This window comes from Mesorhizobium sp. B2-3-5 (assembly GCF_006442395.1).
In the GTDB taxonomy this organism is placed as follows: Bacteria; Pseudomonadota; Alphaproteobacteria; order Rhizobiales; family Rhizobiaceae; genus Mesorhizobium.
Window position 1 is genome coordinate 1 of sequence record NZ_VFVX01000063.1, and the last position, 15,709, is coordinate 15,709.

General features: G+C 60.4%; 14 protein-coding genes and 1 pseudogene. 13 read left to right on the forward strand and 2 right to left on the reverse strand.

What is annotated here, in order from left to right:
- Positions 1-150: 150 nt before the first annotated feature.
- Complete coding sequence (locus FJ958_RS30770) at positions 151-369, reverse strand: hypothetical protein (RefSeq protein WP_140749701.1); 219 nt, start codon at positions 367-369, stop codon at positions 151-153.
- Between the two features lie 197 nt (positions 370-566).
- Between FJ958_RS30770 and FJ958_RS30775 the strand changes: the two genes are divergently transcribed.
- From FJ958_RS30775 to FJ958_RS30795, 5 genes are all read left to right on the forward strand, one after another.
- Positions 567-884 (forward strand): hypothetical protein, encoded by a 318-nt coding sequence (locus FJ958_RS30775; RefSeq protein ID WP_181176584.1) that lies wholly within the window; start codon positions 567-569, stop codon positions 882-884.
- 531 nt (positions 885-1,415) lie between these two features.
- Positions 1,416-1,700 (forward strand): hypothetical protein, encoded by a 285-nt coding sequence (locus FJ958_RS30780; RefSeq protein ID WP_140749707.1) that lies wholly within the window; start codon positions 1,416-1,418, stop codon positions 1,698-1,700.
- A gap of 131 nt (positions 1,701-1,831) precedes the next feature.
- Complete coding sequence (locus FJ958_RS30785; RefSeq protein ID WP_140749710.1) at positions 1,832-2,173, forward strand: hypothetical protein; 342 nt, start codon at positions 1,832-1,834, stop codon at positions 2,171-2,173.
- Between the two features lie 121 nt (positions 2,174-2,294).
- Complete coding sequence (locus FJ958_RS30790) at positions 2,295-2,588, forward strand: hypothetical protein (RefSeq protein WP_246679853.1); 294 nt, start codon at positions 2,295-2,297, stop codon at positions 2,586-2,588.
- A gap of 297 nt (positions 2,589-2,885) precedes the next feature.
- On the forward strand, positions 2,886-4,955 hold the full coding sequence (locus FJ958_RS30795) for an acyltransferase family protein (protein WP_246679854.1): 2,070 nt from the start codon (positions 2,886-2,888) through the stop codon (positions 4,953-4,955).
- 159 nt (positions 4,956-5,114) lie between these two features.
- On the opposite strand, the gene FJ958_RS30800 is transcribed toward FJ958_RS30795, so the two are convergent.
- Entirely contained in the window at positions 5,115-5,408 is a 294-nt protein-coding gene (locus tag FJ958_RS30800) for a Chromate resistance protein ChrB (protein ID WP_140749713.1), read from the reverse strand.
- Between the two features lie 274 nt (positions 5,409-5,682).
- Here FJ958_RS30800 and FJ958_RS30805 point away from each other — a divergent pair, with 274 nt between their 5' ends.
- The 8 genes and pseudogenes from FJ958_RS30805 (at position 5,683) to FJ958_RS30840 (ending at position 15,626) form a co-directional block, all read left to right on the forward strand.
- Positions 5,683-6,429, forward strand: a complete 747-nt coding sequence (locus tag FJ958_RS30805) for a hypothetical protein (protein ID WP_140749716.1) — start codon at positions 5,683-5,685, stop codon at positions 6,427-6,429.
- Complete coding sequence (locus FJ958_RS30810; RefSeq protein WP_140749719.1) at positions 6,426-7,124, forward strand: hypothetical protein; 699 nt, start codon at positions 6,426-6,428, stop codon at positions 7,122-7,124. Before FJ958_RS30805 ends, FJ958_RS30810 begins: the two co-directional genes overlap by 4 nt.
- 151 nt (positions 7,125-7,275) lie before the next feature.
- Positions 7,276-8,391, forward strand: a complete 1,116-nt coding sequence (locus FJ958_RS30815; protein WP_246679855.1) for a glycosyltransferase family 9 protein — start codon at positions 7,276-7,278, stop codon at positions 8,389-8,391.
- A gap of 417 nt (positions 8,392-8,808) precedes the next feature.
- A complete protein-coding gene (locus FJ958_RS30820; protein ID WP_140749722.1) occupies positions 8,809-10,746 on the forward strand; it encodes a nucleoside-diphosphate sugar epimerase/dehydratase in 1,938 nt (645 codons plus the stop codon).
- Between the two features lie 196 nt (positions 10,747-10,942).
- Positions 10,943-11,147 (forward strand): annotated as a pseudogene (locus tag FJ958_RS30825) (IS5/IS1182 family transposase); the annotation flags it as partial.
- A 350-nt stretch (positions 11,148-11,497) separates the two neighbouring features.
- On the forward strand, positions 11,498-12,871 hold the full coding sequence (locus FJ958_RS30830; protein ID WP_140749725.1) for a cytochrome c: 1,374 nt from the start codon (positions 11,498-11,500) through the stop codon (positions 12,869-12,871).
- Positions 12,871-13,377: a (2Fe-2S)-binding protein gene (locus FJ958_RS30835; protein WP_140749728.1), complete on the forward strand. Its 507-nt coding sequence runs from the start codon at positions 12,871-12,873 to the stop codon at positions 13,375-13,377. Before FJ958_RS30830 ends, FJ958_RS30835 begins: the two co-directional genes overlap by 1 nt.
- Positions 13,377-15,626, forward strand: coding sequence for a molybdopterin cofactor-binding domain-containing protein (locus FJ958_RS30840; RefSeq protein WP_140749731.1), 2,250 nt, complete (start codon positions 13,377-13,379; stop codon positions 15,624-15,626). Before FJ958_RS30835 ends, FJ958_RS30840 begins: the two co-directional genes overlap by 1 nt.
- The last annotated feature ends 83 nt before the right edge of the window (positions 15,627-15,709 follow it).

Here is a 15,709-nt window from a genome sequence, read left to right on the forward strand (position 1 = left end):
GCGCGGGGGCTTCAGGCGCCGGCCGGGCGAACAAGTCCGCCGCATCCATACTGCCATGTATTCCGCGGCGCGGAAAGGTACGCGAACGCGCACGGTGATCCTGAAGGATATTTGTGACGACTAGTCTAGGGACGCGGCTGTTCTGGGGGATCACCCTCTGCGCTCATCTCTCGCTTTATCAGCGAAGCTGAATGCGAAAACACTTCCGCGAGTTTCGTCTGTGACACGAACCCATCTTCTCTTCCAGGTGCGCAAGATCACGTTTCTTCCGATAGTCTTCGACGCGGCCTCCAATGGACTGGTGGCATGCGCCTGATGCACGGAAAGGACTTTGTTCATGTCCATTTCTTCGACGAGATAGATCGCCATCGCCCAAGCCCCATCCCCAGTTGCATTCTGGCGCAACTTTTGCGGGCATGCAAGCGGCCCTGGCAGCCTGGTGCCGGAACTGCGCCCATCACACCGAAGTCAAACCGGCAGCCTTGATCCGGCGATACGGCAAAGACGCACTTTTCAGCACAGTCGAACGCGCTCTCGTTTGCACGAGTTGCGATAGGGGAGGGTCGATGCGGCTGGAGATTCATAAGCTGCCGCAAAACTGTGAACGCCACAGGCGGAGCCCTGCGATCGAAGCTAATCTCGGCGCCCGTTCGATTGCCGCACATCAGGCGCGTTGGGACGCTGCTGATGCCGAGATCGGGTATTCGAGAACAGACGAACTAATACAGCGATCGGAACAGGCGCTTCTGGATGACCTGGCGCTGTCTCCAGCATGCTCCGTCGAAGCGGCGACCACCAAAGCGGCGAGCATGCTGGTGGTGAGAGCGGCGGCAGCGGTGGCAGCGGCGGTGGTGGTGGTGCCGACTGACACAGGTACGGCTTAGCCGGCCATCGAATTTCGACCAATGCCCTGCCGGTCAGGCCTCTAGCGGCCTTCCGCTGCCAGTCCCCCACGCAACAATGCTGCTGCGCCGCTGCGTAAAGTCCTACGTCTCTCGCTTGGCGCTTTCGAAGTCGGCTTCCAATCGCGATAGCGCTCCCGCTGCAGGCCTTCGTAATCTGGAAGCATGTGAAGAACACCGGGCGCCAATCGCGGCAGGCAGCCTTGCAATCCGAGCAGGCGAACAGTCCGACAAGATCCTGATGCATTGAGCCATGGCCGGGCCCGAGCCTGTCGGTCCACCGATGCAAGAAGTTGGTACCGGGTGGGCTTATGGGGCCATAAGCCCGGATATAATTTCGTTATGACAGTGGGCCCCGAGCGCCAAGCTTGCGTTTGACCATGGCCGGCGCGATGGTGCCTTTGGGGAAAAGGGAGGGGAACATGCGCAGCCGAGCTTTCGTGGCTGTTGCAGCGGTTTTTGCGCCGGCGTGAGGCTGAGGAAGTCATGAGCATTTCAGAGTGATCTACGGTGATGAGGGCGGCCACCACCTGTCTGTTGGTTGTCGCGGCGGTATCTTCCGGGACCGCTGAAGCCGAAACGCTGAGAGAAGCCTATGACGCTTGTCTTGCAGCCAGCATCCCTAAATTCGAGCATGTTTGTGGCCGTGCAGACTTGATAGCGAGGGACATAATTTTCGAGTGCAGTCCGCAGCTTCTGGCAATTTTGCGTTCGATGCCGCTTGCCGACGATGAAAACCAAAAGGTCGTGGCAGATCTGTTGAAATTTCGGGTTCAGCATCCCTGCGAAGGTAATTAGGTCAGGCCGCCGGCCGCTCTCCTACGCCGCCGAACTGTCGCGCTTCCTGGCGCCGCCCATGAGCAAAGGGAAGCATATGGTTCAGCTCATATGTGCAGCCGAAAAACAAAGTGGAGACGACGGAGAGGTCGATGAAATTGTCGGTTCTTGCCTTGGCCAGCGCGATTTTGTCGTTGACATTTAGCGCTCACGCAGCGCCGCTCTCGATTGACGCGCCGGCCCACGATCGCTTGATCCAGCAGGCGCGTGTGACGTGTGCATACCTGACCCGGGACGGCTACTGCGTCCGACCGCAAAGGGGGCACAAACATAGAGAATATCGGCATTATGACCGGCACCACCGCTACGACCACTATCGGCGGATCTTCCGGACTTACGAGCCGCCATACTACGGGCGCTATTATCGCCCGCGGCCGATCATCCGGGTCATTCCCAATTATCCGCCGTTTTATGATGATGGCTGGGACTATTGAGAAGTTGAGAAGGGCGGCGCAAACGTCGCCACGCTCGGGGAGGTCGCCTCCCCGTAGCCAGCCTCACCTTCCCCTGGGTCGCCAAAACAAACCCAGCGTCGAACGCTGTTTGGAGCATTTCATGAACATTCGAATCCTTATCGCCGCAGGTTCCGTAGCATTGGCCAGCCCACTCGTGGCTCCGGCAAACGCGCAAGAGATGTTTTATGGCTACAATTGCAGTGACGGCTGCTCGGGGCATCAGGCAGGGTACAATTGGGCGCAAAGGAACGACATCACCGACGAAAGCGATTGCGACGGGAATAGCCGGTCTTTCAACGAGGGCTGCCAGGCGTACGTTGATGAGCAATCGACCGAACCAGTTCAGCGCTATCAACCCAACGATGGAAACGACGACGAAGATAGCGGGGAATGACAGGCGTCAGACCAGCAAAGTCTGCATTGCGCCCACCTGTTGCCGTTCGGCCTGCCGAACCATTATCCCGGAAGCCGCCGATCGTTTCCAAAGCGTGCGGTACTCGTTGGGTCGGGTCGCGGCAGATGTCATTGGCGTGCTCGATGGGGCACCGGTCTGGTGTCCCACCGCATCCGGCATAGTTGACTTCAACATGGAGTGCTGCGATTGAGTCACGCTTCCGCTCCACAACGGTCACATTCGCACGACAGAAGCACTCCGCCGGCAACCTCCAGGAGAATCGCGTTGAACGTTGTATTGCCGAGTCAGATCGCGCAATCACCAACGCTGCTACCTTCGCCGGGCCGGGTGCCCTATCGTGCCGACATCGACGGGCTTCGCGCGATCGCCGTGCTCCCGGTGATTCTGTACCACGCAGGCATTCCCGGCTTCCAAGGCGGCTTCGTCGGCGTCGACGTGTTCTTCGTCATTTCCGGATATTTGATCGCATCGCTGATTGCAGGCGAGATCGCCGAAGGCGACTTCAGCCTGCTGCGTTTTTACGAACGGCGCATCCGGCGAATCTTCCCGGCACTGTTCGCCATGATTGCGGCCTGTGCCGTTGGCGCCTGGATGTTCTTCATGCCGGAGGAGTTCAAATATCTCGGGCGCAGCATGTGGACGACCGCCCTTTTCACTTCGAACATCCAGTTCGTGAAGGAAAGCGGATATTTCGACATAGGCGCCCAGATGAAGCCGCTGCTTCATACGTGGTCGCTTGCTGTCGAGGAACAGTTCTACATTGTCTTTCCCATACTGCTCATGACACTCGGCAGATTTGGCCGCAGCCGGACCGTCGCGGTGCTTTCAGCACTGTTTGTCGCATCGCTCGCAGCGAGCGCCTGGAGCGTGTTTCAATGGCCGACGGGCGCTTTCTTCCTGTCGCAGTTTCGCGCCTGGGAGTTGCTGCTTGGCGTTCTGCTGGCCTTCAAGATCGCGCCGCCGCTGTCGCGGCCGCTCACACGGCAAGCGCTGGCTGCGCTGGGTATAGGCATGATTGCCGTTGCAGTTTTTACTTTCGGCGAAGGAATGCCGTTCCCCGGCCTTGCTGCGTTGCTCCCGTGCCTCGGGGCTGGGCTGGTTATCCACGCTCGTGCCGCAGACGGCGCGATCGGTCGAGCGCTGCAGATGCCGGTCGTGGTTTCTGTCGGCCTGATTTCCTATTCCCTGTATCTCTGGCACTGGCCCCTCATCGTCTTCACGCCTTACATCCTCGGCCACAAGCCGTCGGTGGCCCAAGGCGGCGTAATCGTTGGCTGCTCCATCATTCTTGGCGCTCTCTCATGGCGCTTTATCGAAAAGCCCTTCCGCAGCGGCGCCAGCCGTGTCGGCCGCAGGGCCTTGTTCGCAGCCGCGGCCACTGCGATGGCCGCAGCGATCGGATTCGGATCTTACGTCGCCAGGGAAGGCGGTCTGCCGTCGAGGCTGCCGGCGGTTGTGCGCATGGTCTACGCTGCGACCTACGACGTCAGCCGCTTCGGTCAATCCGGTTGCCTCGAGCACTCCCGCGGCAACATCCGCCCGACGCTGGAGGACATCGGTTCCGGAAAGCTCTGCACAGTTGGAGCGAAAAGACAGGCAGATCCGGCTTTTCTGGTCTGGGGCGACTCTCATTCCGCCGCAATGGCCCCCGCGGTCGATGTTGCCGCGGCCAAGACAGGAATATCCGGCCTTTTCGCGGGCCGTGACGGCTGTCCGCCGCTTCCCGACCTGCAGCCTTCCAACCGAAGCGACGAGCAGGGCTGCCTGGAATTCAACGCGGCGGTCCGCAGGCTGATCGCTGCCCGCCAGATCCCGCTTGTATTCCTCGTGGCCTACTGGCCCAAATACGTGCACGACAGCGAACTTCCCCATGAGGGGGTCTTCTTCGACGCCTCGATGCCCCCGCCACTCGAGGACAAATCCGCGCAGATCGGCGAAGCCCTCGACCGGCTGATGGCCGACCTCACGCGGCAAGGCACAAAGGTCGTGCTGGTCATGGATGTGCCTGAGATGGGCCGCTACGTTCCCGAGGCTGCCGCGCGGGCAATGCTCACGGGCGGCTCGACCGATATCGCTCCGCCCTGGGACTATATCGCGAAACGGCAGGCTCTCTCGCGCGCGATTCTGGCAGACCTGGCGGCAAAGTACGGCGCTCGGATTGTCGATCCGCTTTCCGCATTCTGCAGCAAAGGGCACTGCGAGGCTGTCCGCGACGGCATGCCGCTTTACAAGGATGCCGACCATCTTACGGGCAGTGCGGCACGAAGCCTCGCCTATCTGTATGAGCCCGTATTCGCGTCACTCGTCGCCCGAGGCGCGAGCGAAGGAAATCCGGGTCAACGGTAGACTGCCGAGCGCCCGCCCGGATGCGCACCAAAAAAGAGGCCATAATTCGCGAACCAGGACCTCGGGACACGCTGCGCATCCGGCTCCGCTGGGTGTGCGCTCGCGGTGCTCCAGCCGATCGAGTGCCGTCTTCAGGCGAAGAAACGCGGTCATTTGGCCTCACCTCCTGTGGTTGGCCCCGCGCCCTCCGTTTGCCGCCCGCTTCTCGTCCTGAACATCGAAGGCCTGCCGCGCAAACTCGTCGCGAAGCATCTCGCACCGCGCGAGCCGTTCGTCGGCCTGTGCACCCAAAGATGCAGCATAGAAATCGAGCTTGCGGATCTTCTCGAACCAGGTCCGGAGCTTCTTCAGGTCCTCGTCGTTCTCTTCGAGTTCGGCATAGGTGAACTTGCCCGCCGCGCTCTCGGGTTCTGACGCGGAGCGGTTAGCTGCGTCTGCCGTCTTCTTCCACAAGGTGGAGAAAACCAGTTGGCGACCTATTTCAGAGGGTGGTGGGAAACGAGGACGGAACCATGACTTCAGATCGAAAGGAAGACTACGATTTTCCCCTGGTACGACAAGGACGGGGAGGCCGTGGCCCGCTTCTCCCGAGATCTTTCGCGCATTTGGTGCCGATCACCGTGCACGGTCGCCACCGCGAAGAAGTGCTCCGCTGTACTTCGGGTCTTCCGCTTGCAGTGATTCCCTGCTTAATTCGAGTAAATCCGCACCAATATAGAGTTGCCACATGATACCAATCTACATTGGGTATGACCCGCGCGAATCCCGAGTTCTAGACGTAGCGCGATGGAGCGCCTATCGGCGGACAAGCACGCCGTTGCAGATACAGCCCCTCGTGCTCAAAGAGCTTGAAGCCCAAGGAATCATGAAGCGACCGATGGTGGTTCGTGATGGTAAGCTCTGGTGCCCGATTTCCGAGGCACCGATGGCGACCGAGTTTGCCATATCGCGCTTTGCCATTCCGTTTGTGAGGCAAGGCGGCTGGGCCATGTTCTGCGATTGTGACGTCCTGTTTCTGAAGGATCCAGCCAAGCTGCTCGACCTAGTCGATCCTTCCTACGCGATTATGGCGGTTAAGCACCAGCAACGCGAATCCGAAGCGGTCAAAATGGACGGACAAACGCAGACGTTCTATCGCCGCAAAAACTGGTCGTCGGTCGTTTTGTGGAATCTAGATCATCCCTCAAACAAACGGCTGACCAACGAGATGCTCAATACCTGGCCTGGACGTGACCTCCACGCCTTCAAATGGCTTGAGGACCATGAGATCGGGGAATTACCTTTGGCATGGAACTACCTCGTAGGGGCTTCGGCTTCGGAACTCGACCCCGCCGATGTCTCGCTGGCGCACTACACGCTCGGCGGTCCTTGGTTTGCGGGCTGGTCTGGCGCCACGCAATGGGACGAATTGTGGAGCCGAGAAGAGAGCATTCTGCGTGCGTTTGAGGAACAGGCGGTTCAGATTCCCGCATGAAAACTCCGCTTTTGAAACTATTGCCAACCTTCTCAAAGCCAATTCTTCGCTTGCCCAGGGTCACGGGTCCCGCTTTGGTGATGGGGTCGGCGCCGAACTTTCGCCTCCCGGAGGGACATGATGCCGATTGGACACTTGTGACCGTCAATGCTTCCCAGCTTTTGGCGGAAACCTTCGGCCTCCCCGTTCCTGATATCGCCGTCATCCGCCGCGGCATTGTAGTCGGCGAGGGCGAACAGGACCTTTACAAGCGCGATTTGTTAAAAGGACGGCAGGCAAAACATCTGATCATACCGGTTTGGCCGAACGTTGAGGACAAGCTGAAAACCGGTTGTAGCACCTTCAATTATCGTTATGACACCTTGCAAGCGCTCACCAAATGGCAACTTGCCAACATCGTCTGGCGGCTTAGCGGCAAATATCATGTGTCCCACCGCTGGCACCGGAAAATCTCCACCGGAGCCTTCGCTATTATGCTGGCGCGCTTCGCCGGTTACGCTCCTGTTGTAGTCAGCGGGTTTTCGCTGTCCCAGGCCGGGCATGGATATGACACCCGAAATGCCTTTCGATATCATGCCGACGAAGATGCGGATTTGCTTCGACTGGTAGTGAGAAGAGGCGAGCCAATCTATGCACAGGATAGAGACTTCGCAGCAGAAACTGGATTGCCCTTGTGGCAGGGACAGATGCCATGACGAGTGTTTCTTAGGAATCTCGCAATATGGCGACTATTCCAGAACTTTATAGCAAAGACGACATCGCGTCGATGTTGAACAGAACGATAGCCATTACTTCGAGCCACGAGCCGAGTAATGATGAACATCACCCGCCCGTCGGGAGGTCGGCGTGCTGAATATCTCGATGATTGATCGGCAGACTATCAAGTCCATTCTCGTTATCCAGACGAAGTACATCGGAGACGTCATTCTGACGTCGGTGCTCGTGCGAAATCTGCGCCTCGCTTACCCAAACGCTGCGATAGCCATGCTTTGCGCTCCTGGCCTGCGGGACTTCGTAGTCAGCCAAAATATCGCAGACGTGGCCATCGGATTCGAGCGTCGAAGTGCTGGTAGAAGCCTGCTTCAGCGAGTGAAGGAATATTCATGCTTGGTCGCTGACCTCCGCCGCCGAAAATTCGATCTCACCATTGATGTGGCTGACTCGAAGACATCACGGATAGTACACAGGTCAATCGGCGCCCCGCTGCGCGTTGGATACAATCCCCCGGACAGGCCCCTGAAATTTTGGGAAGTTCAGCCTGCTAACATATTTGCTGAAGCCTTCGGCCATGGAGGCGCGCACTATTTGTACCGATATCTGTCCCCGCTTGAAGCACTTGGGATCGAACTACGCGAAGTGACGCCGAGGCTTGAACCTACACCAGTCGGGCGAAGCGCGTCTGCCCAGGTTCTGACTCGAAGCAATCTGGCTATAAAAGCTTTCGTCGCAGTACACGCTGGAGCAAGCTTCGAAGGGCGGCGTTGGCAACCTGAACGGTTCGCTGCGGTAATCGACGAGGTCTATATAACGACGGGCCTGCGGTCACTGCTGGTTGGTGGACCCGATGAAAGGGCAACCGAGCAAGCAATCTTAAACGTGGCAATGTCACCTTTGGTGAGCGTTGTTGGTAAGGTCTCGCTTGAGACACTAACTGCTTTGCTTGCAGATGCGTTTATCTTTCTGGGAAACGAGAGCGGCCCAATGCACATGGCTGCGTCAGTCGGAACCCCAGTTGTGGGCCTGTATGGCCTCACGCCACCCGACATATGGGGGCCCTTGGGCGTGCTTCACCGGACGGTTGAGCCGCCGCTGCCTTGCCAGTGTGTTGCGCCCGATTTGTGCAAACCCGGCAACCCGGGTGGCGTCTACTGCGTTCATCGACTACCGGTTGCCAAGGTCGCTCAAGCGACACGAGACCTGATAGATGCAGCGAGGCGACAGGCGAATGAGACGGCCAATTGAACGTATTCGCTCCGGTAGGAGACAGCCATCACCGGCCCGCGTAAAACAGTGAAGAGCACTGCAGACCGCATTTCGATAAAATCGTGCGCTTATCGGTCCGTTGATCGCCGGCTTGCCGAGTTGGTGCATCAAATATAATAAAGATGTACCGATTTCGGGGGAAAAGGGCTTGAAATTGTTGGCGACGGACGTTTGTGGCTTGCCCACCAACAGGCCAGAAAACCCAGCAGGCGTTCACCTCGTTCCGCGTTTCGGCACCGGTTGGACCGCAGGCTGTATTCTGCGAGATGGGCACTCCTGCGGTGAATATTCCGCCGCGACATCGCCGACCTTCAGTCCGTTTTCGGTGCCGAACCCTTTTGCCCGGATCCTCGTCGCTTATCCAAATATTTCGCTGAAGCGGTTCGGGCCTATCTGGTGAACGAAGACAACCTGAAACGCTCTAAACCAATTTCTCGACCGATGCTGTTGCGAGGATTAGCGCTAATGCACGATGGCGTAATGGGCGCTGTCGCGATGCTGCTGTCCTTCGTGCTGAGATTGGATTTCGATGGTGTCGCTCAAAATTTAGCGGTATTCTTGAATGCGGCTGTTCTTTTCGGAATTGTGGTTAGTGGCGTCGGTTTTTTGCTGGGGCTGAATCGAGGTATTTGGCGCTACGCATCGCTGTCGGATTTCTTGGCAATAGCCTATGCGGCTAGCCTGTCCGTGGCCAGTTTCACTGTGATCGAATTCCTGCTGGATCGACTGAATTCGATCCCCCGTTCTTCCATTCTTATCGCTTGGGCCTTCCTGATCGTGCTCCTAGCCGGACCGCGTGCTGCGTATCGGCTTTATCGGAATCGCCACGATGTCATTCGAGGGAGGTTGGCCGATCGCGGCACCGGCAAGCATGTGCTCTTGATTGGAGCGACAGATAACGCTGAGGCCTTCCTGAGAACCATCAAGGAGAGAAACAGCGCCTCATTCGAGGTCCTGGCGATTATCGACGAACGTGGCCGTAGGACCGGGCGTTCTATTCGCGGGGTCCCTGTATTAGGGCCATTGGAAAGACTACCGCAGATCCTCAATCAATTCGAGGCTAGGGGACGCCGGCCCGAGGCGATAATCCTGACACGATCGCGCGATGATTATCAGCGGCACGCCAGTGTCGAAGCGTTGGTTGAAATCGCTGCCCGGCAGAAAGTAGAAATCCTGAGGCTTCCGAACCTCTTTGACATGCAAAGGATCGATGCAGAGATCGAACTGCGTCCGATCAAGTTGGAAGACCTCTTACAACGGCAACCCGTTATGCTTGACTCCCCTAAGATAGCCTCGATGATCGAAGGCAAGACTGTCCTGATCACCGGCGCAGGCGGTTCGATTGGATCCGAGTTGGCGCGGCAGGTTGCGGCCTTGAGCCCCCGGAGCCTCGTTCTTGTGGACGCCAGCGAGTATGCACTTTACTCCATTGAGTCTGAGCTCTCTGGCGCACGCCGCAACTTCGAACTCCATGCTTCCCTCTGCAACGTGCGTGAAAAGGGGGCTGTCAACACTGTTGTCCAGAGCCACAGACCCCACGTGATCTTCCACGCTGCAGCACTAAAGCATGTGCCGATCATTGAAGCTCAACCGCTTGAAGGTATTCTCACCAATGCGATCGGGACTCGTAATGTCGCCGAGGCGGCGCTCCGTGCCAATGTCCCCAAGATGATTATGGTTTCGACTGACAAGGCCGTAAATCCTACCAGCGTAATGGGCGCGACCAAGCGGATGGCGGAGATGTTCTGCCAGGCAATGGACCTCGACTCGAAGACCAACAGCACACGTTTTGTCACAGTGCGATTCGGCAACGTCCTGGGGTCAGCCGGATCTGTGGTCCCGCTTTTCGAAAAGCAGATCAAGGCCGGAGGGCCGGTAACAGTTACCGATCCAGAGATTGAGCGCTTTTTCATGACTATTCCGGAAGCCTGCCTCCTCGTCATGCAGGCGGCAGCGCACAACTCTGCGCAACAAGAAGAACGCGGCCGAATTTACGTTCTCGACATGGGGCCGCCTGTAAAGATCGTGGATCTGGCTCGAAATCTCATCCGTCTTTCGGGGCGGCGCCCAGACACCGACATCCGGATAGTCTACACCGGACTTCGGCCTGGCGAAAAACTCTACGAGGAATTGTTCGATAGCAAGGAAACCTTGAGCCAGACCGGTGCGACGGGCATCCTGACGGCATCTGCACGGTCGATCGAACTCGCACTGATTGAGCGCATCTTCGACGAAATGCAGCGCATGATTGACGCCCAAGATTTGCCCGGCGCCCTCCGGCTTCTGAAATCCACTGTCGCTGAGTTCAATACTGGAGCGCACGTTCACCACTAATGAGCGGGAAGAGGCCGATCAAGCCATGAGCCTCAATGCGGCGACCACAGGTAGCGATCCAGTAACGGCGGCCTGACGAAGCGGTGCACGGATCATTCAGCGGTTGTTATGTAGGCGAGGGGCAATCTCAATAAGCGGTTTGTCGCAGCGATGTCTCTCAAAGCATCATACCGCCCGCCGCCATCGCATCGGCAAGATGAAATTCGGGGTGACGAACGGGCCGGACTGTGAGGCGGGGCTACGCCGGCGTGGCAGCCCGACCCTGTGGCTGACTCCGGAGGCGCTTGCCATGTGGATTGCTCCGCGTCGAACAACACGCAGCGGCCAGCCTCGCTATCTGTCCCGATCTGGTGATCGAGACCGGCTTGACGCCAGGCCCGTTGTTCGGGCCGCGCCTGCGGATCTGGACGTTCCCCGGACACCGAGCAGGCGGACACGGACGTGGTGACCTGGGACCCTGAACTTCAGAATTGAGTAGAGTCCGTTGGTCACTATCACACGGCATTGACCGCGCCATCCGCGGCTGGCCGGCGGCGGCAGGCGATGGCACGGCGCTGTTTGCCGGGGCGCCGGAGTAGCTCGGCGCCGGCGATTGGCCGATCTCTCCCACTTGGGACCCACAAGGGGGGAGATTGGCTGTCATTGACGCCTCGCACCTCGAACCTAGTTCTCTCCGCGTGGCGTCAAGCCTGCGACGCTGAACGGCCGGTTCGACAACGCGCCCGCCGCACCTAGCGTAAGGAGTACCTCCTTGAAACGCTTCTGGATCGGCGTTCTCATCCTCATTATCGTCTGCCTGGCGGGCTTTGCCGTCTACGCCTGGAAGCCGGCGATCGACCCGATCGAACCGCCGCAGCGCACCTCCTTCGACCAGGCGCTGATTGAGAAGGGCGCGGTGCTCGCTTCTGTAGGCAACTGCACGGCTTGCCATACCAAGCCCGGCGGAAAGTCCTTTGCCGGCGGACTAGCGGTGCCGACGCCATTCGGCACCATCTATTCCACCAACATCACGCCGGACCCCAAGACCGGTATCGGCCGCTGGTCGGAAGCTGCCTTCAGCCGGGCGATGCGGGAAGGCGTGGAGCGCGACGGCGATCACCTTTATCCGGCCTTCCCGTTCGACCATTTCACGCTGGTCTCAGACGAGGACAACAAGGCGCTCTATGCCTATCTGATGACGCGGCATGCCGTGGAGAGCCGGCCTCCCGCCAATGAGCTGGCGTTCCCACTCAACCTGCGTTTCGTGCTGGCGGGCTGGAAGCTGCTCTTCTTCCACAAAGGCGCCTATCGCGAGGATACCGCGCAGAGTGCCGAATGGAACCGCGGCGCCTATCTCGTCGAAGGGCTTGGCCATTGCGGCGCCTGCCATACGCCGCGCAATGCCCTGGGCGCCGAGCGGAAAGGCGCGCACCTGGCAGGCGGCGAAGCGGAGGGCTGGGATGCCTTCGCGCTCGACAGATCATCGTCCGCGCCGGTCCCGTGGACGCATGACAGCCTCGATGCCTATCTGCGCCAAGGCTGGCATGCCGATCACGGCGTGGCCAACGGGCCAATGGCCGAGGTCACGGGCAATCTCGGCCGGCTTCCCGATTCCGATATCAGCGCCATCGCCACTTACCTGATCTCGCGGATGAGCGAGCCGACGCCGGAGCGTGCGGCGGCAGCCGAGGACATCCGCAAGAAGCTTTCGATCGACCAGGGCGGCACGCCGACACCGGCCAGCGCCACCACCGGCAGTCCGACAAGCCGCGGCGGCGCGATCTACCAGGCGGCCTGCGCCACCTGCCATGACGGCAGCCGCCCGCAGCCTTTCGGCGGCATCGATTTCCATCTCTCCAGCACAATCGCCGCGCGCGAGCCGCAAAATGCGATCAACGTCGTGCTTTTTGGCCTGCCGGCGACGAGCGGCCGGGAGAGCCCGATCATGCCGGGCTTTGCCGCGACGTTGACCGACGATCAGGTGGCGGACCTGCTCGGCTATCTGCGCGAGACCTATGCCCAGAAGCCGGCATGGGCGGACGCGAAGACGAAGATCGCCGATACCAGGAGCGGAAAATATCGGGTCAGCGTCGGGCCTTCGGACGGCATCGAGCGCAGCCCGGACAATGTAGGAGCCAAGGACTGATGCTTAAGCTCAACGTCAACGGCACGTCACATGACGTCGACGTCGATCCGGCGACGCCGCTGCTTTATGTGCTGCGCAACGATCTGAAGCTCAACGGCGCCAAGTTCGGCTGCGGCCTCGGCCAGTGCGGCGCCTGCACGGTGATGGTAGACGGCAAGGCGGTCTTTTCCTGCCTGACGCCGGCCATGCTGGTTGAGGGGCGCGAGATCAAGACGGTCGAGGGCCTTGGCACCATCGACGCTCCCGGACCGATGCAGAAAGCTTTCATCGAACAACAGGCGGCGCAATGCGGCTATTGCATCGCCGGCATGATGATGCGGGCGCAGGCGCTGCTTGAGGCAAAGCCCGATGCCGCCGACGCCGACATCAGGCAGGCGCTGGAGCCCAACCTCTGTCGCTGCGGCACGCATATGCGCATCCTTCGGGCCGTGGCCCGCGCCCGCGATCTGATGCAGGGCAAGTCCGCCGACAACATGGCGCCGGCCGCCGCCACGGGGAGGGGATGATGAACGCATCGAACCTGCTTCCCGATGTCACCCGCCGCGGCTTCCTGGCGGGAGCCGGCGCGCTGGTCGTGTGCTTCGCCATCCCCGCCGAGGCGCAGGAGGGCGAGGTACCAAGCGCGCCCGGCGCCCAGACGGCGAAGCCGAAACTACCTGGCAGCCTGGCCGATACGCCTTCGCTCGACGCCTGGATCCGCATCGACGCCGACGGTTCGATCACCGTCTTCACCGGCAAGGCCGAGCTTGGCCAGGGCACCAAGACGTCGCTGCGCCAGATCGCGGCCGAGGAACTGGAGGTCGAGCCCGCATCGATCAGGCTGATCACCGCCGATACCGCGCTGACGCCGAATGAAGGCTACACAGCCGGCAGCCAGACGATCCAGAACTCGGGCACCGCCATCCGGTATGCCTCGGCGCAGGTGCGCCAGATCCTGGTCGCCAAGGCCAGCGAAAAGCTCGGCGCGCCGGTCGAGGCGCTCAAGGCCGAGGCGGGCGCGATCCTCGGCCCGAATGGGGCCAAGGCCAGCTATGGCGAACTGGTCTCGGCCGACGTGCTGCATGTCGACGCGGCGGCCGACACCAAGCTCAAGCCGCCCACCGCCTACCGCGCCATCGGCAAACCCTTCGCGCGGGTGGATATCCCGGCAAAGGTCACCGGCGGGGAAGCCTATGTGCAGGACATGCGGCCGCCGGGCATGGTGCATGCCCGCGTTGTGCGTCCGCCGAGCTACGGCGCCAAGCTCACCGACTTCGCCGATGCCTCTGTCAAGGCGATGCCTGGCGTCATCGCGGTGGTGCGCGACGGCGATTTCCTGGCCGTGATCGCCGAGCAGGAGTTCCAGGCGGTGAGGGCCATGCGCGCCATGGCCGGCGTCGCCAAGTGGCAGGAGCAGCCGGGGCTTCCCGACCAATACGACCTGCCGGCCTTCCTCGAAAAATCCGTATCGGAGATCGGTAGCGTGACCTCGGTCGGTGCCGATAGCGTGCCTGGCGCAAGGACGCTCAAGGCGCAGTTCACGCGCGCCTACCAGATGCACGCCTCGATCGGCCCGTCGAGCGCGGTGGCCATGTTGGACAATGGCCTGACGACGGTGTGGACGCACACGCAGGGCGTCTATCCCGACCGCAAGGCGATTGCTCAGATGCTCGGCGTGCCGGAGGAGAAGGTGCGCTGCATCCACACTGAAGGCTCCGGGTGCTACGGCCACAACGGCGCCGACGATGCGGCGGCCGACGCGGCTCTGATCGCGCAGAAGGTGCCGGGCAAGCCGGTGCGCGTGCAATGGATGCGTGACCAGGAGCATCTGTGGGAACCATACGGGCCGGCGATGCTGACCAGGGCGAGCGCCACGCTCGACCAGAACGGCAACATCGTCAGTTGGCACTATGACCTGTGGAGCAACAGCCATGGCACGCGGCCGGGCTCGGCCGGATCGCTGATCGCCGGCCGCTTGATGGCCCGGCACTTCCCGCCGGATCCGGCGAAGCTGCAGATATCGCCGCTCGGCAATGGCGACCGCAACGCCATCCCGCTCTATGACGTGCCCAACCTGCGTGTGAACTGGCATTTCATCGCCGACATGCCGGTGCGGGTTTCCTCGCTGCGCGGCCTTGGCGCCTATAGCAACGTCTTCTCTATCGAGAGCTTCATGGACGAGCTCGCGCTGGCGGCGAACGCCGATCCGGTGGAATACCGCCTACGCCACCTGAAAGACCCGCGCGCTAAGAAGGTGATCGAGGTCGCGGCGCAAAAATTTGGCTGGTCGAAGGATGCTTTGCCGGAAGGCCGGGGCAGGGGCTTCGCCTTCGCCAAATACAAGAACCACGCCGCTTATCTGGCCATCGCGCTGCAGGCCGATGTCGACAGCGACAGCGGCACGATCATGGTGTCGCGCGTCGTCGCGGCGGTCGATTGCGGCGAAGCCGTCGCCCCTGATTCGATCGTCAACCAGACCGAAGGCGGCATATTGCAGTCGATGAGCTGGACGCTTTACGAGGCGGTGCATTTCGACAGCACGCGCATCTTGAGTCCCGATTGGTCGACTTATCCGATCCTGCGTTTCAGCACTGTTCCGGACAGCATCGAGGTGCAGGTCGTCGATAATCCAGGCACGCCTTATCTCGGTGTCGCCGAAGCCGCCCAAGGGCCAACTGCAGGCGCCATCGCCAATGCGTTCCGGAGTGCGACAGGCAAGCGTATCTACGATCTGCCTTACACGCGAGAGAGGGTGAAGGACGCGCTGGGGGTTTAGGGCGCTTAGAGCATAATCTGACCTGATGGAATCGCGAGGGATTCCCATCGGCGAGAATATCTGATTCATCATGTCTGCTGGAT

Bases quoted from the DNA above. Each gene is read 5' to 3' on its own strand.
- FJ958_RS30770 (WP_140749701.1), bottom strand. From the start codon at position 369: ATGGCGATCTATCTCGTCGAAGAAATGGACATGAACAAAGTCCTTTCC.
- FJ958_RS30775 (WP_181176584.1), top strand. From the start codon at position 567: ATGCGGCTGGAGATTCATAAGCTGCCGCAAAACTGTGAACGCCACAGG.
- FJ958_RS30780 (WP_140749707.1), top strand. From the start codon at position 1,416: ATGAGGGCGGCCACCACCTGTCTGTTGGTTGTCGCGGCGGTATCTTCC.
- FJ958_RS30785 (WP_140749710.1), top strand. From the start codon at position 1,832: ATGAAATTGTCGGTTCTTGCCTTGGCCAGCGCGATTTTGTCGTTGACA.
- FJ958_RS30790 (WP_246679853.1), top strand. From the start codon at position 2,295: ATGAACATTCGAATCCTTATCGCCGCAGGTTCCGTAGCATTGGCCAGC.
- FJ958_RS30805 (WP_140749716.1), top strand. From the start codon at position 5,683: ATGATACCAATCTACATTGGGTATGACCCGCGCGAATCCCGAGTTCTA.
- FJ958_RS30810 (WP_140749719.1), top strand. From the start codon at position 6,426: ATGAAAACTCCGCTTTTGAAACTATTGCCAACCTTCTCAAAGCCAATT.
- FJ958_RS30835 (WP_140749728.1), top strand. From the start codon at position 12,871: ATGCTTAAGCTCAACGTCAACGGCACGTCACATGACGTCGACGTCGAT.
- FJ958_RS30840 (WP_140749731.1), top strand. From the start codon at position 13,377: ATGAACGCATCGAACCTGCTTCCCGATGTCACCCGCCGCGGCTTCCTG.